15 protein-coding genes and 1 other annotated feature are annotated in these 18,267 nt (G+C 48.3%); of the genes, 11 read left to right on the top strand and 4 right to left on the bottom strand.

Annotated features, from left to right (window positions below):
- Nucleotides 1-6 precede the first annotated feature (6 nt).
- Both C7R91_RS18215 and leuS read left to right on the top strand, forming a co-directional pair.
- Complete coding sequence (locus tag C7R91_RS18215; protein ID WP_047072620.1) at nt 7-756, top strand: class I SAM-dependent DNA methyltransferase; 750 nt, start codon at nt 7-9, stop codon at nt 754-756.
- 39 nt (nt 757-795) lie between these two features.
- Nucleotides 796-1,041 (top strand) — a binding site (T-box leader).
- A gap of 131 nt (nt 1,042-1,172) precedes the next feature.
- The gene (gene leuS, locus C7R91_RS18210; protein WP_047072618.1) at nt 1,173-3,590 is read left to right on the top strand and encodes a leucine--tRNA ligase; all 2,418 of its coding nucleotides are present in this window, start codon (nt 1,173-1,175) and stop codon (nt 3,588-3,590) included.
- Between the two features lie 94 nt (nt 3,591-3,684).
- On the opposite strand, the gene comER is transcribed toward leuS, so the two are convergent.
- From comER to asnB, 3 genes are all read right to left on the bottom strand, one after another.
- Entirely contained in the window at nt 3,685-4,518 is an 834-nt protein-coding gene (gene comER / locus C7R91_RS18205; protein WP_047072615.1) for a late competence protein ComER, read from the bottom strand.
- A gap of 74 nt (nt 4,519-4,592) precedes the next feature.
- On the bottom strand, nt 4,593-5,297 hold the full coding sequence (locus tag C7R91_RS18200) for a helix-hairpin-helix domain-containing protein (protein ID WP_047072614.1): 705 nt from the start codon (nt 5,295-5,297) through the stop codon (nt 4,593-4,595).
- A 119-nt stretch (nt 5,298-5,416) separates the two neighbouring features.
- Nucleotides 5,417-7,345, bottom strand: a complete 1,929-nt coding sequence (gene asnB / locus C7R91_RS18195; protein ID WP_047072612.1) for an asparagine synthase (glutamine-hydrolyzing) — start codon at nt 7,343-7,345, stop codon at nt 5,417-5,419.
- A gap of 203 nt (nt 7,346-7,548) precedes the next feature.
- On the opposite strand from asnB, the gene C7R91_RS18190 reads away from it, so the two are divergent.
- The 4 genes from C7R91_RS18190 to holA all read left to right on the top strand — a co-directional run bounded on the left by C7R91_RS18190 (nt 7,549) and on the right by holA (nt 12,692).
- On the top strand, nt 7,549-9,951 hold the full coding sequence (locus tag C7R91_RS18190) for a DNA internalization-related competence protein ComEC/Rec2 (RefSeq protein WP_047072930.1): 2,403 nt from the start codon (nt 7,549-7,551) through the stop codon (nt 9,949-9,951).
- 53 nt (nt 9,952-10,004) lie between these two features.
- A complete protein-coding gene (locus C7R91_RS18185; RefSeq protein WP_047072610.1) occupies nt 10,005-10,550 on the top strand; it encodes an RNA polymerase sigma factor in 546 nt (181 codons plus the stop codon).
- Entirely contained in the window at nt 10,550-11,413 is an 864-nt protein-coding gene (locus C7R91_RS18180) for an anti-sigma factor family protein (RefSeq protein ID WP_047072609.1), read from the top strand. Before C7R91_RS18185 ends, C7R91_RS18180 begins: the two co-directional genes overlap by 1 nt.
- 241 nt (nt 11,414-11,654) lie before the next feature.
- The gene (holA, locus tag C7R91_RS18175; RefSeq protein WP_047072607.1) at nt 11,655-12,692 is read left to right on the top strand and encodes a DNA polymerase III subunit delta; all 1,038 of its coding nucleotides are present in this window, start codon (nt 11,655-11,657) and stop codon (nt 12,690-12,692) included.
- Between the two features lie 62 nt (nt 12,693-12,754).
- On the opposite strand, the gene rpsT is transcribed toward holA, so the two are convergent.
- Complete coding sequence (gene rpsT / locus C7R91_RS18170) at nt 12,755-13,030, bottom strand: 30S ribosomal protein S20 (protein WP_005833151.1); 276 nt, start codon at nt 13,028-13,030, stop codon at nt 12,755-12,757.
- 178 nt (nt 13,031-13,208) lie between these two features.
- On the opposite strand from rpsT, the gene gpr reads away from it, so the two are divergent.
- The 5 genes from gpr (at nt 13,209) to C7R91_RS18145 (ending at nt 18,214) form a co-directional block, all read left to right on the top strand.
- Complete coding sequence (gene gpr, locus C7R91_RS18165) at nt 13,209-14,309, top strand: GPR endopeptidase (protein WP_047072600.1); 1,101 nt, start codon at nt 13,209-13,211, stop codon at nt 14,307-14,309.
- Nucleotides 14,310-14,449: 140 nt separating this feature from the next.
- Nucleotides 14,450-15,628 carry a stage II sporulation protein P gene (spoIIP, locus tag C7R91_RS18160; protein WP_047072599.1) on the top strand — a complete coding sequence of 393 codons (1,179 nt, stop codon included), beginning with the start codon at nt 14,450-14,452 and terminating at the stop codon, nt 15,626-15,628.
- Between the two features lie 5 nt (nt 15,629-15,633).
- A complete protein-coding gene (locus C7R91_RS18155; RefSeq protein ID WP_007727739.1) occupies nt 15,634-15,942 on the top strand; it encodes a YqxA family protein in 309 nt (102 codons plus the stop codon).
- Between the two features lie 313 nt (nt 15,943-16,255).
- Nucleotides 16,256-17,224, top strand: a complete 969-nt coding sequence (locus C7R91_RS18150; RefSeq protein ID WP_047072598.1) for an ABC transporter ATP-binding protein — start codon at nt 16,256-16,258, stop codon at nt 17,222-17,224.
- Between the two features lie 18 nt (nt 17,225-17,242).
- Complete coding sequence (locus C7R91_RS18145) at nt 17,243-18,214, top strand: ABC transporter ATP-binding protein (RefSeq protein WP_047072597.1); 972 nt, start codon at nt 17,243-17,245, stop codon at nt 18,212-18,214.
- Nucleotides 18,215-18,267: the final 53 nt, after the last annotated feature.

The raw sequence follows: 18,267 nt of genomic DNA, 5'->3' as shown, positions 1-18,267 counted from the left end.
GGTCAGATGGCATACGCACACATGGCCGCTGTATATGACAGGCTGATGGCGGATACTCCTTATGACCAGTGGCTTGACTGGGTCGAGCGTCATTGGGCAAAGGGAGAGAAGCCTGTGCGGGTCATTGATCTTGGCTGTGGGACTGGCACGATTGCGATCCCACTCGCCAAGCGGGGATACCGTGTTACTGGAGTGGATCTCTCAACAGAAATGCTTGCGATCGCCTATGACAAAATGAGACAGGAGCAAGTGGATGTAGCGTGGGTGGAGCAGGATATGCGGGAGCTGTCCTTGCCGGAAGCGGATGCGGTCATCTCCTTGTGTGATTCATTGAGCTATCTTACAGAAGAAGCGGATGTACAGGAAACGTTCAAGCGTGTTTTCGCTCATCTCGCGCCTGGTGGGAGCTTTCTGTTTGATGTGCACAGTCCGTACAAGATGTTGCACATATTCGGAGACGAGACATTCACACATGTAGAAGATGAAGTTTCGTACATTTGGCAATGTTATTGCGACCCGCTGCGACTAGAGGTAGAGCATCAGTTAACGTTTTTCATTCGTCAGCCAAACGGATTGTACGAGCGGATGGAAGAAGAGCATTGGCAACGGGCTTACCAGCCTGTCCAACTGATGCGTTGGCTGACAGATGCCGGCTTCACTGACATCGTCATTACCGCTGATTATTCGGATTTGCCGCCGCATGAAGCGAGTGAGCGCCTATTTTTCTCAGCCCGCAAGCCGAAAAGTTTGACATGATTGGTTCGGATTGACTATAATGGCGTTATAACTACAGATTTCGACGCGTTTAAGAGGAATAGTAGGAATAGGATTCGAGCATTCACAGAGAGTTGACGGATGGTGCAAGTCAACCCGGATCTATCTGAACTCACCTCCCAGCACTTGCCCCCAAGGTCATTTACGCCGTGACTGTGTAAGGGTGAGCGGCTTATCCCCGATACGGATGAAACAAGTGGGCAAATGCTTAGTCATTTGCCAATCTGGGTGGTACCGCGGGAATGTTAACAACCTCTCGTCCCTTTCGCAAGTGCGATCTGGGATGTGAGGTTTTTTTATACGGAAAACATTCCGCTAATACGCGATCGCTCATCCTTGAGCAATCCTCGATAGAGGTTTTCGTATCTTCACCTATTTTAAGATGGGAGTGCTTTACCATGGTATTCAGTCATCAAAATGTCGAAAAGAAGTGGCAGCAATATTGGGAGCAGAACAAGACCTTCAAAACCTCCGAGGATGAAGGCAAGAAAAAGTTTTATGCACTCGACATGTTCCCGTATCCATCTGGAGCTGGCCTGCACGTAGGACATCCGGAAGGCTATACGGCTACCGATATTTTGTCCCGCATGAAGCGGATGCAAGGATATAACGTTCTCCATCCAATGGGCTGGGATGCGTTTGGTTTGCCAGCGGAGCAGTACGCGCTCGATACAGGAAACGATCCGGCAGAATTCACCGAGCACAATATCAACACCTTCCGTCGCCAAATCAAGTCACTCGGATTTTCCTACGACTGGGATCGCGAAATCAATACAACCGATCCGAATTACTACAAGTGGACACAATGGATTTTTACGAAGCTGTATGAGCACGGCTTGGCTTATATTGACGAGGTAGCTGTAAACTGGTGCCCTGCTTTGGGAACGGTTTTGGCGAACGAAGAAGTCATTGACGGAAAAAGTGAGCGTGGCGGACACCCAGTAGAACGCCGCCCAATGAAACAATGGGTCTTGAAAATTACTGCGTATGCGGAAAGACTGCTCGCTGACCTGGATGAACTGGATTGGCCAGAGAGCATCAAGGAAATGCAACGCAACTGGATCGGTCGTTCTGAAGGGGCAGAAGTAACCTTTGGTATCGAAGGTCATGACGAATCCTTTACCGTCTTTACGACTCGTCCAGACACTCTCTACGGAGCAACCTATGCGGTACTGGCTCCTGAGCACAAGCTGGTTGAGCAAATTACCGTACCAGCTCAAAAAGAAGCAGTGGAAGCGTACCTGGATCAAGCGAAGCGCAAGAGCGATCTGGAGCGTACTGATCTGGCGAAAGAAAAGACAGGAGTGTTTACCGGAGCGTATGCGATCAACCCGGTTAACGGCGAGCGTCTGCCAATCTGGATTGCAGATTACGTGCTGATCAGCTACGGAACAGGCTCTATCATGGCGGTTCCAGCCCACGACGAACGCGACTATGAGTTCGCGAAAACATTCGATCTGCCAATCAAGCAAGTAATCGCTGGTGGAGATATCTCCAAAGAAGCGTATACAGGAGATGGAGAGCACATTAACTCCGGTATGCTCGATGGTTTGAACAAAGAACAGGCTATCAGCAAAATGATCGAGTGGCTGGAAGCGGAAGGCAAAGGAAATCGGAAGGTAACGTACCGTCTGCGCGACTGGCTGTTCAGCCGTCAACGCTACTGGGGTGAGCCAATTCCGATTCTCCATCTGGAAGACGGCACGATGAAAGTCGTTCCAGAATCCGAACTGCCAATCGTGTTGCCAAAAACAAAAGAAATCAAACCATCCGGTACAGGTGAATCGCCATTGGCAAACATCTCGGAGTGGGTTAACACTGTCGATCCGGAAACAGGCATGAAAGCGCGCCGTGAGACAAACACGATGCCGCAATGGGCGGGTAGCTGCTGGTACTTCCTGCGCTTCATCGATCCACACAACGACAAGGCATTGGCTGATCCAGACAAACTGAAAGAATGGTTGCCAATCGACATTTACATTGGTGGTGCAGAGCATGCGGTACTGCACTTGCTCTACTCCCGTTTCTGGCACAAGTTCCTGTACGATATCGGTGTCGTACCAACCAAGGAACCATTCCAAAAGCTGTTTAACCAAGGGATGATCCTGGGTGAAAACAACGAGAAAATGAGTAAGTCCAAAGGCAACGTCGTAAATCCAGACGATATCATCAACAGCCATGGTGCCGACACACTGCGCATGTACGAAATGTTCATGGGACCACTGGATGCTTCGATCGCTTGGTCGACAAAAGGCTTGGATGGCGCACGTCGCTTCCTGGATCGCGTATATCGTCTGTTTGTGGGTGACAACGGTGAGCTAAACGAAAAAATCGTGGAAACCTCCAACGTGGCTGGCATGGAGCGCGTGTACCACCAAACTGTGAAAAAAGTAACGGAAGACTACGAGGGCCTGCGATTCAACACAGGTATCTCTCAGTTGATGGTATTCGTTAACGAAGCATACAAAGCAGAAGTTCTGCCGAAGAAATTCATGGAGGACTTTGTAAAAATGCTGTCTCCAATCGCTCCGCACTTGGGTGAAGAGCTGTGGGAAAAACTCGGTCACAGCGAGAGCCTGGCATACGAAGCATGGCCAACGTATGACGAAGCGAAGCTGGTTGAAGACGAGGTAGAAATCGTCCTGCAAATTAACGGCAAAAACAAAGAGAAGCTGCTCATTGCTTCTGATTCAACGAAAGAACAGATGGAAGAGATGGCGAAAAACAACGAGATGATTAAAGAGCTGATCGAAGGAAAAACGATCGTCAAAGTCATCGCTGTTCCAGGCAAACTGGTGAATATCGTCGTTCGTTAAGAAAAGGACGGCAAGAAAAAAGAAGAGGAGTGGAGCCTGCGAGTGACAGGTGTCCACTCCTTTTTTCGTCAATCAACGCTTATATGGTCGTACGCTAATGCGGCTGATTGTTCAACTTTCGCGCAACCAGTTCCTTATCCTCGGCAAACTTTGCTTGTGTACGACGAAATACTTGGGCGAAAAGACCGGGAATACCTTCTTGCAAAGGAATCAGACCCTCCCCAGTAATTCCACCTGGCACGCAAACCCTCTTTTGCAGAGTAGGCAGGGTAAATGCTTCCTCGCGTAAAAGATCTGCCATTCCAATTAGCATTTGCGTGGTCATGTAAGTAGCAGCTTCTGCGGAAATGCCAGTTTCTTCAACTGCTTCTTGAATCATTTGCTGCAAAATATAGCTGATAAACGCAGGTCCACAACTAACAATGTCAGAAGTAATTCGTAAAAAAGGCTCCGAAATCTCTACAGGGGAGCTAATGTGGGCAAACAGACTTCGTATAAAATGGCGTTGTTCCTCTTGGATGCGTGATCCAAATTCACATAAGCTGACACCACTCATTACGGCATTTGTTATAGAAGGAACGACTCTGGCAACCGCACATGGAACTTGAGACTCCAAATCCGCAAGCTCGATCGGACTGGTGATCGTAATCAATAGATGGTCTGGCGTTAAGGCAGGAGCAATTTGTTCGAGCATCACACTATATTCCAGTGGCTTGACGCACAGCACGATCGTTGCAGCTTCTTTGACCAAACCGGCATTGCTGTGCGCGACAATGAGCCCAGGATGTTTTTCTGCCAATTGCTGCGCCTTTGCGGGGGTTCTGTTGCTGATAATGACATGACCAGGAGTCAGCGCCTTGGCTGACAGCAATGATTCAATCAAGATACTGCCCATGCTGCCCGTACCAATGAACCCAATTCTATTCATGGGCATACCTCCCTCCGATATTCTTTTCCCATTCTATGTAGGAGTGCCTATGATCATGACCAGATGCTGAGCACTCATTTTACTACCAGTCGATCCTTTATCCGAGCAAACATCTTCTCGCCAATTCCCTCAATCTGTTTCAGGTCATCCGCTGAACGAAATGGCCCTTGTTTTGACCGGTAATCCACGATTGCCTTGGCACGAGCTTCTCCAATTCCGGGAAGGCTCATGAGCTCTTCGGCAGTTGCCGTGTTGAGGTTTATGACTGTGGAGGCACCCGTGGTGGATACGCTGGCAGCAGATTGTACAAGGCCGATGGATGCGGAGACTGGGGCTGTTGCTCCTTTAGCCGGGATGACAAGGGCAGCTCCATCTGTGAGCGGCGCTGCCAAATTGATCTGTACCAGGTCAGCATCAGGCAGTGCTCCTCCTGCTTTTTCGATGGCATTTGCGACACGCGTACCCGGTTCAAATTGGTATAAACCGGGATTTTTTACTTGCCCTTTCACATCGACATAGAGAGGAGGAGGGAGTTGTTCCTTATCCTTATCTTTTTCCCGTGTCGCTTTTACAGGCTTGGCAGGTTGAGCAGCTTCTGTATCATCTGTCAGTTCTTTTGTTTCGAAATCCGATGCTGCATAAGCAGGAGAATGCAGCGGTAGTTCGTCAGTCTTAAGCGATTGGTCGCGTTGGTAGAGCCAATAGCTACAACCGACAAACAGAACAGCCGCAGTCAGCAAGATGATACGACGATAACGCTCCCACCATTCCAGCACCATAACAAAAAACCCTCCCGTCCTTCACATAGCGATACGTTCATAGAGAGAACTTGTTCTCTATTAACGATGCTACGAAAAGTAAGAGAGGGTCTGCAAATCTATTTCGTTTGTTTGCGCTGTTAGCCGATATGCTGCAGCGAAGAATTTTTCTTGCGGCGAAGGTCTACATTCGGGCTGACATAAGGCTCAAAATTGTGCTTTTGCTCAATGAAGATTTGATGCCACAGCATGAAGACCAGGATCGTCCAGATTTTGCGACTGTAATCCGCATTGCCTTCGCGGTGTTCATCGAGCATGTACAGCACATAGGCCTTATTGATCAAATTATCTACCTTGGATTCAAAAATGATCTCTTTTGCCCATTTGTAAAATTCGTTTTTGAGCCAATGACGAGTCGGAACAGGGAAGCCTAGCTTCTTTCTCGTTTGGATCTCAGGCGGCAAGAAGTCTTTCATCGCTTCACGAAGCACGTGCTTGGTCGTGCCGTTGGCAATTTTGTACTTCGTTGGAATGGTAGCGGCGAATTCAAATACCTTCAGATCAATGAAAGGCACGCGCAACTCCAAAGAATTGGCCATGGTCATCTTGTCGGCCTTCATCAAAATGTTGCCTCTGAGCCAAGTGTGAATGTCCAAGTATTGCATCTTGGTCACATCATCATACTCGGAAGCGCGTTTGTAAATCTCTTCTGTAATGGTGAAAGGAGATACATACGATTCCGAACGGGTAATATCTTCCATGACGACACGCTTTTTCATCTCTTCACTGAAAATCAGAGCGTTTCCGAAGAAGCGTTGTTCAACTGTTTTCGATCCGCGGATGAGGAAGTTTTTCCCTTTTACCTGATCAGGTAGGCGTTCAGCCATGTATCCGATGGATTGGCGCATCCATCCAGGCATCCCGGAAAACATTTTGAGAGAATGAGGCTCTCTGTAAATATTGTATCCGCCAAAAAATTCATCTGCACCTTCACCGGACAATACGACGGTTACGTGTTCACTCGCCATCTGTGCTACGAAATAGAGCAGGATGGCAGATGGGTCCGCTACCGGCTCGTCCTGATGCCAGATCAGTCGCGGCAATTCATCCATGTACTGCTTGGCGTTTATCACGCGCTCGAAATGCTCCGATCCCAAATATGCTGCGGTTCGTTTCGCATAATCGAGCTCACTGTAACCAGGAATATCCGAGCCGACAGAAAAAGATTTGACTGGCTCGAATGTACGCAACATCCCAACGATACTGCTAGAGTCAACACCACTAGACAAGAAGGCTCCACGAGAAACTTCGCTAATCCGGTGTTTGTCGACAGATTCAAGCATGACACTGCGTGTACCCTCAACAAAATAAGAGAACGGCTTGCTTTCATCAGGCTTGAATTCGACATCCCAGTACCTTTCCAGCTTGATCTGGTCGTTTTCAATCACGAACGAGTGCGCAGGCGGTATGCGGTAAATGCCAGCAAACATCGTTTCAGGATCAGGTACGTATTGGAACGTCAAATAGTGATAAAAAGCGGTTGGATTCACTTCACGCTTGAATCCTGGCAGCTCCAGCAAGCTTTTAATCTCGCTGGCGACTCCGATCGAATCATTCGTCTCGACATAGTAGAGAGGCTTGATTCCAAAATGGTCGCGTGCTCCAAAAAGACGTTTTTTACGGGAGTCGTAAATCGTAAAGCCAAACATCCCGCGCAAATGCTTAGGTGCATCTGTTCCTACTTCTTCATAAAGGTGGAGGATGGTTTCAATATCAGAATCGGTATGGAAAACGTGACCGATGTCCTTTAACCATTGCTGTAACTCTTTGTAATTGTAGATTTCGCCGTTACCAATAATCCAGATGTCACGTGTTTCGTTAAACAGCGGTTGATGTCCGCCTTCCACGTCAATGATGCTTAAACGACGAAAGCCCAGGGCGATGTTGTCTTCAAGGTGAAAACCATCGTCATCTGGACCACGGTGCAGGATGACACCCGTCATTGCACTAATCGCTTCTTGTTGAACAGGCTTTTGCCGCTTGTTATAGAGTGATACGATTCCGCACATAAGAAATGACTCTTCCTCTCACTGGATTGCTCCTGCTAACTCTATCATGTATCGATCATCAGCGCAATCTCTTATGAATGACAGTGATTGACCTAGAAACGCTGATTCTACAAGGGAATTAGCCCTTCTTCTTTTCTATTTTTGTCCCCATTCGACTAGATATACTCCCTTAGGAGACCATGAATCGTTCGACAAAGCGGTTCATGAAAGAACAGGACGGGGGAATTGCAGTGTCAGTATGGATAGCAAGCCTAGCGATGATGATCGGTATTATTTTGTCCGCCTATTTGCATCCTGCTTGGCTACTGTTGGCTGCAGGAGTATCATGGGCACTCGTTGCATGTATCCCGTTACCATACCGCAAATACGTTGCATGCTACTCACTGATTTCTATTCTAGCAGGTCTCTTTTTTTATGGGTACGAGAATCTCCACAGCTCTGAAGTCAAACCATTGGCAGAAAGGGAGCAGAGCATCTGGATAGAAGGTGTCATTGATTCTCCTGTGAGACGGGACGGGGATGTAGCACGGTTTTTTGTCACGATAACATCCTGGGGTGAAAACCAGCCAAATGAGAACGAGCATCACTCTCTTGAAAAAGTCGCGCTTCGTGTTAAACTTGCCTCTTTTCAGGAAGCTACACAAATAGAGCAGTGGAGACGTGGGAGTGTTATCGTGGCTCCGATCCGACTATCCTTACCACCCTCTGCGCGCAATCCGCATGCCTTCGACTACGCCAGCTATTTGTACTGGCAAGGTGTCCATGTCACAGGGGAAACAAGCTATCAAGCGGTAGATATGACACCTGCCTTTTCACTGTGGGCGAGCTTTCAAGAATGGCAGGACTCGGGTGCAAGGCGAATTGAATCATTATTTGCGGACCCAGAAACAGCGGGTTACATGAAGTCGCTCCTGCTTGGTCTTGGACAAGAGGTGAACCCTGAGCTTGCGGCGATGTATTCGAATTTGGGCTTAAGTCATATCCTCGCGATTTCCGGTTTGCATGTGACATTGGTTAGCTCCATGTTTATGTGGTGTTTGGAACGGATTGGAATCAGACGCAGACTGGCATTTGTCGTAACGATTTTGTTCTTGATCGGGTATGTGTTTCTAGTTGGAGCCAGCGCGTCAGCGATCCGATCTGGGCTGATGGGAAGTGTGGGTCTTCTCTGTCAGGTATTTGGAAAGAAGTTGGACGGCAAGGACGTTTGGGCTGGGGCACTCATTTTGATGCTGATGGTGAATCCGTATCAGCTGTGGCATGTCGGTTTTCAGCTTTCTTTTGCGGTGACACTTGGTCTGATTATTTTTGTTCCATACAGCTTGCATGTGTTTGTTAGGGTACCCGTCTGGATTCGTACACTTCTGGCGGTTACTTTGTCAGCCCAGCTTGTTTCTTTTCCGTTTCTCATCTACCATTTTCATTTGTTTTCACCTGTGTCTTGGCTGGTCAATTTGGTAGTGACACCGATTCTCTCGGCTATAGCGCTACCATTTGGGTATGTCGCGGTTGTCCTCGATTTCGTCCACCCGTTTTTGGCGGTGATCCCTGTTTGGATGTCGACGGCAATGCTGAAATGGATTCATCTACCGTTGTTTGCTATTGAAAAAATGAGGCTGCCCTTTACCTACTGGCCGCATCCTTCGTGGTGGTGGCTTGCTTTGTACACCTGCTTTTTGGGTGTTCTGCCCATTTCATGGAGGTTGGGCTATCATCGAAAGCGTGATATAATGCTTACTTTCGTTATATTTCTCTCGTTCATTGTAGCGGCCAGACAGCCGTTTTCAGGAGTCGAAGAAGTGCGAATTACCTTCCTTGATGTCGGACAGGGGGATTCCATCGTTGTCGAAATTGGTGATCAGAAGGTATACTTAATGGATGCGGGTGGGACAATGCGGTTCCCAGCTGCTGAGCCATGGATGGAAAAGCGTGACCCATTTGAGGTGGGGAAAGACGTCGTTTTGCCGTTTCTGATGGCCAGAGGAATCGAGAAAATCGATCGTGTCATCATGACGCATGGCGATCTGGATCACATCGGGGGATTCAAATCGCTTGTGCCTCATTTTTCTTTTGGAGAGGTATTGGTGAATGGAACAGCACCTTCGAAATTGGAGGGCGAGATTGTCCAGCTTTTCCGGCAAGAAGGAGTTCCGATACTAACAGGGCTCCCGGGTCAATCATGGTCAGATGGACCGGGAATCGAGTGGAAGTGGCTGCATCCGGGTGAATCGACCTTCTCTGGAAATGATGCATCCGTAGTACTCCAGCTGACTGCTTTCAACAAGACTGTATTGTTTACGGGTGATATTGAAAAGGATGGGGAAAGTCAGCTTGTTCAAAACGGTTTGACTTCTGTGGATGTTTTGAAAGTAGCCCATCATGGAAGCAATACCTCGAGCACCGAAGAGCTCCTCGCAATCACAGCACCAAAAGCTGCTGTAATCTCTGCCGGGGTGAAAAATCGGTACGGGCATCCTTCGTCCGAAGTGCTGCATCGCTTAAAAAAATCGGGTTCCGCCGTGTACAGGACTGATATACATGGAGCGATCACGCTGGTTATTACACCTGCGGGATTGTATTGGCAGGCCCAAATATTGGATACATAATCTGTTTGCAACTTTTTCAATGAGCGAACCGTCTGTAGGGGGGAGAAGAGAATATGCATGAAGCAGAGTTGATCAGGATGGCGCAATCCGGGGATCATGACGCGCTAGTCGAACTGCTTCGATCTATTGAGACCTCCGTTTACCGAAGCGCTTATTATATTCTAGGGAACGAACAAGACGCGCTTGATGCTTCCCAGGAAGTCCTCATTCGAATTTATCGAAAGTTGGACACCTATCAGGAAAAGGCAAAGTTCTCTACCTGGGTACAACGCATTGTCAGCAACGTCTGTATGGATAAATTTCGCGCGAAGAAGGAAACGGTCTCAATTGACGAGCACGAGTTGATCATTCCTGATCGTAACAACGTAGAAGATGAAATCCTTCTCACCGGGCTGTCCAATGACATCCAGGAAGCCATCGGAAGATTGCCAAAGCAATACCGGATGGTTGTAGTACTCCGCTATCTGGAGGATCTATCTTATCAAGAAATTGCGGAGGCACTAGATTTGCCGCTTAACACGGTAAAGTCGTATTTATTTCGGGCTAGGCAACAGTTACAGGAGCTGTTATACGACTACCAGAAAGGGGGGATCGGTTGATGACCAACGAAGAGATTTTTGAACTCATGCAGCGGGATCTGGATGGAGATCTGTCGGAGTCAGAGCAAGAACTGCTCCATCGTTTGATCCAGAAAGATGCTGATCTGCAGCTAATGTACAACCGTTTGAAAGATGTGTCACAACAATTAGAACATCTGCCCCCTGTCGTACCTCCGATCAGCATCGTAGATTCTATCCTACCCAAGCTGGAGTTAGCCGCTGCAAAGCCTGCTGCGGTGAAATCTACGGTGAACGAGGAAATCCTGCCCACTCTGGAAGTTAAGCGCGAGTCGTCTTCGCTGCCGGAATCAAAAAAGTGGAAGCGGATGAAAGTGTGGATGGCGAGTCTTGGTAGTACGGCCGTCGCTGCCAGCTTATTGGTTGGCGTACTGTTCTCGGGCGGTGATGGTAAGAAGCAAGAAGTCGATTCGTTCCAGAACGGAACGGACATCACGCCAGCGGTCGTGGAACAACCTAAAACCCTTGGGCCAAATGCTCCCACTCCTCCAAGCAATAATCCAATATCATCGAATTCAAAAGAGGAAGAGGACAAGACAAAAAAGTCTACTGGAACGGCTACTAAGACGAAGAGTAAAAGGCCACCGGCAAAGAACGTTCAAAAGCAAACACCGCCACCGAAGAAAACGAATCCGACACCGCCACCAAAGAAAGCTGTACCTCCAACGCCAGTAATGACAGATGATCAACCATCAGGCTGGCCGATCGGACTGGAGGAGAATCCGGACAGAGAAGACAAAGAACCTGCTAATGACGATAAGGACGGCGGCGGGGACAAGCAAGAGGAGAAAGACAAGGGAAAAAATAAAGAGAAGAAAAAAGATAAAGATAAGGATAATGACTAACATTTTTCCACGTATGGACCGGCACCGCTTGCGGGGATTCTGCGTATAGTACATTATCAAGCACCCCCTGCTTACCGTTTGGGGAGGAGGAATCCCGGGGCTTTTCCCTAAACGTTTACATAGAGGTGCCAACGGATGAAAAAACCGCTACCGATTCACTGGTGGCGGTTTTTTTTCGCTTTGCTCTGATCAACATGTGCTATAATAACGCAGGTAAGAAGAAGGAAAGGGGAGAAAACGTATGCCACTCCTATCGGCTATTCGCGAAATACGGCAAAAACATTTCTCGCCGATCTACGTCTTATACGGCCCGGAGTCTTTTTTGGCCGAAGATTTTTTGGCGTTGGCTCGTAAAGAAATGATTGATCCAGAATTTATGGATTTGAATATGAGCGTGTATGATTGTACCGAAACAGGATTGAGTGAAATTTTGCAGGATGCGGAAACCTTGCCGTTTATGGGCGAGCATCGATTGGTGATTGCCAGACAAGCCTACTTTTTAACAGGAAGTAAGCCATCGACGAAGGTAGAAAGCGACCCGGATGCTCTTCTCGATTATTTGCAAAATCCGCCTCCCTACACCTCGCTTATTCTACATACAGAAGCTGACAAGCTCGATGAACGAAAAAAGCTGGTCAAAACGCTGCAACAAAAAGCGAAAGTGATCCCTTTTCCGTTGCTAAAAGACGGAGATTTGTACGGCTGGGTAGAGCGGCAGGTGGGTAAATATCAGGCGAAAATCGATCGTCAGCAAGCCATGAAGCTTGTAGAGCGAGTGGGAGCCGAGCTGCGTCTTCTGGACAAGGAAATCGAAAAGATGGCTCTCTTTGTCGGGGTGGGTGAAAGCATCACGGATGACGTCATCGAGCTGCTCGGAGCACGTACGCTGGAGCAGGATGTATTCGCACTGATTGAACAGGTCGCGTCGGGGAGATTGGACAAGGCACTCAGGATGATGTACGATTGCATGAAAACAGGAGAGGAGCCGATCAAGCTGCTGGCTCTCTTGGCGAGGCAGTTCCGCATGCTATTGCATGTCAAGCAATTGGCTCCGCGTGGTTATTCACAGCAACAGGTAGCGGGCATGATTAAAATGCATCCTTACGCGGTGAAAAAAGCAATGGAGCAAGCGCGTCATTTTTCCGAGGAATCGTTGAAAAAATTGCTGGGCATTCTGGCGGAAGAAGATTTTCGGATGAAGTCAGGGCAAGTGGACAAGCGTCTCGCCCTCGAATTATTTATTGCACGTGCACATGACGAACGAACAAAGCGATCATGACGTTTTTTACAGTAAAAAACCCCTAGAACAAGATGTTCACGGGGTTTTTTGCGCTTGGTCTCTTACGCTACAGGAGCGCTCAGAACGTTAAGCTTTTTCATCAAACGAGACTTTTGACGGTTTGCTGCGTTTTTATGAATGAGACCTTTCGAAGCGGCCTTGTCCAGCTTTTTCACAGCCACCAGAAGAGTAGATTTCGCCAATGCTACATCGGAAGCAGCGACAGCTTTCTCAAAGCTCTTGATGGAAGTACGCAGATCAGACTTTTGAGAAGCACGGTGTGCGCGACGCTTTTCGATTGTTTTGGTGCGTTTAATCGCGGATTTAATGTTTGGCATGTGTGTCACCTCCTTAATACGACCATAGACATACAGTCATACAACAAAGTAATTCTAGCATGGGGCGAATCCATTTGCAAGAAAGGATTCGGAATAAAAATGAAGGATTCAAGCAAGCTAGTAGCAGGAACAAAATGGTCAGTACTTTTTTCACTTCAGATCAAAGGAGCTGATGAACATGGCACATAACATTGACTTGTCGGGTTATTCCATTCGTACGGATCTGGCCTTGGAGGCCCACGAGCTTGCCCAGCAGCAAAACCAGAGTGATATTGAGGGCATTTGGCTGCAAGCTGACGACAGCGAGCCCAATGTGAAAGTAACGAGATTACATGTGGAAACAGAGGAAGCGGGAAAGGAAATCGGCAAGCTCCCGGGGCATTACCTTACGATTGAAGTTCCTAAGCTGCGGGATAATGATACATCGATTGAGGAGCAGGTGGCCAAGCGATTCTCCGCCGAATTTGCGATGTTTCTCAAACAGCTGGGAATCTCCGAGGACAAAAAGGCTCTGGTTGTTGGTCTCGGGAACTGGAATGTGACCCCGGATGCGCTGGGACCGATGGTTGTGGAAAATTTGTTGATCACACGCCATCTGTACACGTTGGCGCCTGAAACCGTTGGAGAAGGGTATCGGGAAGTCAGTGCGCTCTCACCGGGTGTCCTTGGGATTACGGGCATAGAAACGAGTGAAATAATTTTTGGTGTCGTGGAAAAAAGCAAACCCGATTTTGTCATCTGTATCGATGCTCTCGCGTCCCGTGCTCTGCACCGGGTCAACACGACGATTCAAATATCGGATACTGGGATTCATCCCGGATCAGGGGTCGGAAACAAGCGTAAAGCGATTGATCAGGCGACACTTGGTGTGCCTGTGATTGCGATAGGAGTACCTACAGTCGTTTTTGCTTCCACGATTGTAAACGATGCGATTACGTACTTGCTGGGGCATTTTGGACAATCGATGGTGGAGAGCAAGCGGGCGTTTAACAAGCTGGCATTGAGTACGCTGCCGGAGCGGAAGGAACCGTATACGGAAGAGGATTTGCCTGACTTGGAATCGCGCAAGACATTTATGGGATTGGTAGGTTCACTGCCGGAAGAAGAGAAACGCCAACTGATTCATGAGGTCCTCCGACCGTTGGGACAGGATCTGGTCGTCACTCCAAAAGAAATTGATGATTTTATTGAAGGCGTCGCGAATGTGATCGCAACAGGCCTGAATCGGGCCTTGCATAGTGCCGTAAATGAAGAAAATAGCGGCTCGTACACCCACTAAGTCGTGAAAAGCTAGAGTGAGAGAGAAAAGCTAGAAAAGGGTTCTATCGTCTCTATGAGCCTCATAAGCTAAAGCATAGACAAGCACGAGGGAAAGTTCTCCCGACGTGCAACCATGCTACAGCTAGAGGAGTGAGACAGATGGCGACCCTCATTCAACGCCAATTCGTTGTTCTTTCATTTATAACTGCCTTCCTGTTTGTCATGACAGGTGTGCTTTCGCTCGGCGGGAACCGAGTCGCAATTTCGTCCTCCGCCATTCAACAGGCCGCTTCTCATATTTCCAGTCTGGCGATTTTGGGATGGATGGGGCAGGAAATTCCGGTTTTGTCCGAAACGGTGCAAGCACAGGCTGATGATCGCACGAATAGCGTAACGGGTTTTCTCTTTCGCTTGGCAACCAATATACAGCCGGGAGACTTGCGTAGCTTGCTAGGCAGGGAGCTCCCTGGGATGGTGACGACAGAGGATGCCAGGTTTGTCGTACAGGGAAAAGGGGCTTCTCTCGCAGATTTTTACTTGGAGTATCCCGCACACCCCAGACAGGTAGCGGATCAGGCGCAAGTAGTTCCAATTGTAGAGCCTAAGCCGGAGGATACCACGAAGTCAGGCGAAGCAAAGCCAGCTCCTGTGCCTAATTCAATCACGGACGGCAAAAAAATCGTTTACGTCTACAACTCGCACAACCGGGAATCGTGGTTTAGTGAGACGAAGCCTGTGGGAACCTCGGTTGATCATCCTACGAGAAATATATCGCTAATCAGCAAGCATTTATCTGAAGCGCTGAATGAAAGAGGAATTGGTTCCGATGTGAGTACTCACGATATCTATCAGCAGCTGCTGAACAAAAAAATGCATTACTCCTTCTCCTATGCGGAATCATTGCAAGTGGTCAAAGCGGCAACGGAGAAAAACAAGGAACTGTACTACTTTTTTGACCTGCATCGAGACACAGCGCCACGTGAGCGTACGACGGTGACAATCAAAGGGAAAACGTATGGAAGAGTATTGTTCGTCATCGGAAAAAGAAACAAAAGCTACGAGAAAAATGAAGCGTTTGCAACAGAGCTGCATGAGTTGATGGAAAAAATGTACCCAGAGCTTTCGCGTGGCGTGATGGAAAAAGGCGCAAAAACGGATCATGGCGAGTATAATCAGTCCCTCTCCCCGGGAAGCCTGTTAATAGAAATAGGTGGTACGGAAAACAGCGTGCAGGAAAGCAAGAATACGGCAGAGGCATTGGCTGATGTTTTCGCAACCTATTATCAGCAAGCTGAAAAAGTAGGCAAAACAGTTTCTGACGAGCCTGCAAAGAGGTGACGGGCATGAACGTGACGATGAAGCTGACTGGACTGTTGATCATCTTGCTGGTCGGGGTAGTTTTGGGATTGCAAACGGCTGAGCGTGGAATATCCAAGGTGAGTGGGGTGCCTGAAGGGCAGGCTCAAACCTTTTCCATCAAAAAAGTGGATCAAGGGCAAGTAGAGATCGCGGTCATGGGCAAGCAGGTTCAGACTGCCAACCCGAAGGAAATGGTCAACTACGTCAGTCGGATCGGTTTGACTTTGGGCGGAAGCATTAAAAGTGGGGCGCAGAGTTTTGTCGATTGGGTAGGGAGTTTTTTTGAACCGTGAAAATGGTTTATGCGCAAAAAGAAGGGGTGCAGAAAGCCCCAGTGACCAAAGACCCGTACAGGCGGGTCTTTTGCATGTGACCACAGATGCATCATACGATCTGCTTAAACAGTGCAAGTGAGGCTACATCAACAATGAAAGGGCTATCATAAAATTCTTTTCCATAAGTTTTAAGCGTGAGTGAAATATTCTTTTTAGTCAGTAAAGAGGTAATAGTTTGAATTTATTGTGTTGCGAAAAAATTGAATAAATGTCATAATGTCTATTGATAGGTCTATTTTGGAAGTATATATCGGTGAGAGAGGTGAGCCACGTGTCACATCCTGTCCTACAAATCGAAAACCTGCAAACGCACTTTTTCACGGACCGCGGCCAAATCCCTGCCGTTGATGGCGTGACGATCACGGTGCAAAAAGGAGAAGTAGTCGGTATTGTAGGCGAATCCGGCTGCGGAAAGAGCGTTACCTCCCTTTCCGTTATGAAGCTAGTACCCAATCCCCCAGGGAGAATCGTGGGAGGCTCGATTAAATTCAAGGGGGAGGACCTCGTATCTGTTGACGAAAAGCGAATGAGAGACATCCGTGGAAATGAAATTGCGATGATCTTTCAGGAGCCGATGACGTCTTTAAATCCGGTATTTACGATTGGAGACCAGATAGGAGAATCAGTCCGATTACATACGAAGGCGAGCAAAAAGGACGCAAGAGCACGTGCCATTGAGATGTTGAAAAAAGTCGGAATTCCTCGAGCGGAAGCGATTGTCGATGAATACCCGCACCAGCTTTCCGGAGGCATGCGGCAGCGCGTTATGATTGCGATGGCCATGGCTTGCAATCCGGCGCTTTTGATTGCAGACGAGCCTACTACTGCGCTCGACGTGACGATTCAAGCGCAGATTTTGGACCTGATGCGCCAACTCAACCGGGAAGCTGAAACAGCCATTCTCCTCATTACTCACGATCTTGGGGTCGTTGCGGAAATGTGTCACCGCGTCGTGGTGATGTACGCAGGCAACGTGATTGAACAAGGCGATGTTCGTACGATTTTAAAAAATCCGAAGCATCCTTATACGATCGGCTTGTTGAATTCGTTACCGAAGCTGGAAGGATCACAGGATCGTCTCTATTCGATTCCAGGCAACGTCCCGATTCCGGGTTCGCTTACTGTCGGATGCCGTTTTGCACCAAGATGCGATAAAGTATCAGACCGATGCCGCAGTGAGATGCCAGAATTAAAAGTGGTAGGGGACAATCATCTTTCCCGCTGCTGGCTGACCGAATAACCCGAGAGGAGCATGCAGGTGGCAGAAGATCTTCTGGTTGTAAAAAATCTAAAAAAATACTACCCAATCACAGGCGGTGTTCTTGGAGGGGAAGTAGGTGTAGTAAAGGCGGTAGATGACGTATCGTTTACCGTTAAGCGTGGCGAAACTTTGGGTCTGGTAGGGGAGAGCGGCTGTGGTAAGTCCACGACGGGGCGTTCCTTGCTCCGACTGATTGAACCGACCTCAGGTGAAATCAACTTTGACGGGACAGATGTCATGTCACTTTCCACAGATGCAATGAGAAAGATGAGACGTGACATGCAAATTGTCTTTCAGGACCCATTTGCTTCGCTTAACCCTAGACATAATATTGAGAAGATTTTGGAAGAACCTTTGATTGTACATGGCTTGGGTTCTTCGGCAGAGCGAAAAAAGCGCGTGCAGGAAATGCTGGAGATCGTTGGTCTGAGCAGCTATCACGCGAGCCGCTATCCACATCAATTCAGCGGAGGACAGAGGCAGCGGATCGGGATTGCGAGAGCGCTGATGCTCAAACCCAAATTGATCGTTGCGGATGAGCCTGTGTCTGCACTGGACGTGTCCATTCAGTCGCAGGTGCTCAATCTCATGCAGGATTTGCAACGCGAATTCGGCCTTACATACTTGTTCATTGCCCACGATTTGAGTGTAGTGCGGCATATTAGTGATCGGGTAGGCGTGATGTACCTTGGCAGGATTGTTGAGCTGACAACGAGCAGCCAATTGTATTCCAATCCGCTCCATCCGTACACGAAAGCACTACTGTCGGCGGTACCTTCGCCAGACCCTGACGCAGTACGCGAAAGAGTTATTCTCCAGGGAGATGTGCCGAGCCCTGCAAAACCTCCAAGTGGCTGTACTTTCCATACGAGGTGTCCCCATGTAACAGAGGAGTGTCGTACTGTGCGGCCAGAATTTGCGGACACAGGCGACGGTCACTTTGTTGCTTGTCACTTATACAAGTCCTAATCGACAAAAGGGAGTTTGCCTGCCGAATTAGGAAGTCTTGTAAAGGGGGGATG

Origin of the sequence: Brevibacillus formosus, from assembly GCF_003013405.1 — a bacterium.
Classification (GTDB): domain Bacteria; phylum Bacillota; class Bacilli; order Brevibacillales; family Brevibacillaceae; genus Brevibacillus; species Brevibacillus formosus.
This window is presented reverse-complemented; position numbering and strand designations above follow the sequence as displayed.

Excerpts from the sequence above, each read along its gene's own strand:
- rpsT (WP_005833151.1), bottom strand. The coding sequence starts at position 13,030 with ATGCCAAACATTAAATCCGCGATTAAACGCACCAAAACAATCGAAAAG.
- leuS (WP_047072618.1), top strand. The coding sequence starts at position 1,173 with ATGGTATTCAGTCATCAAAATGTCGAAAAGAAGTGGCAGCAATATTGG.
- holA (WP_047072607.1), top strand. The coding sequence starts at position 11,655 with ATGCCACTCCTATCGGCTATTCGCGAAATACGGCAAAAACATTTCTCG.
- C7R91_RS18155 (WP_007727739.1), top strand. The coding sequence starts at position 15,634 with ATGAACGTGACGATGAAGCTGACTGGACTGTTGATCATCTTGCTGGTC.
- C7R91_RS18200 (WP_047072614.1), bottom strand. The coding sequence starts at position 5,297 with ATGGTGCTGGAATGGTGGGAGCGTTATCGTCGTATCATCTTGCTGACT.
- C7R91_RS18180 (WP_047072609.1), top strand. The coding sequence starts at position 10,550 with ATGACCAACGAAGAGATTTTTGAACTCATGCAGCGGGATCTGGATGGA.
- comER (WP_047072615.1), bottom strand. The coding sequence starts at position 4,518 with ATGAATAGAATTGGGTTCATTGGTACGGGCAGCATGGGCAGTATCTTG.
- C7R91_RS18215 (WP_047072620.1), top strand. The coding sequence starts at position 7 with ATGGCATACGCACACATGGCCGCTGTATATGACAGGCTGATGGCGGAT.
- spoIIP (WP_047072599.1), top strand. The coding sequence starts at position 14,450 with ATGGCGACCCTCATTCAACGCCAATTCGTTGTTCTTTCATTTATAACT.
- asnB (WP_047072612.1), bottom strand. The coding sequence starts at position 7,345 with ATGTGCGGAATCGTATCACTCTATAACAAGCGGCAAAAGCCTGTTCAA.
- C7R91_RS18185 (WP_047072610.1), top strand. The coding sequence starts at position 10,005 with ATGCATGAAGCAGAGTTGATCAGGATGGCGCAATCCGGGGATCATGAC.
- gpr (WP_047072600.1), top strand. The coding sequence starts at position 13,209 with ATGGCACATAACATTGACTTGTCGGGTTATTCCATTCGTACGGATCTG.
- C7R91_RS18190 (WP_047072930.1), top strand. The coding sequence starts at position 7,549 with ATGAAAGAACAGGACGGGGGAATTGCAGTGTCAGTATGGATAGCAAGC.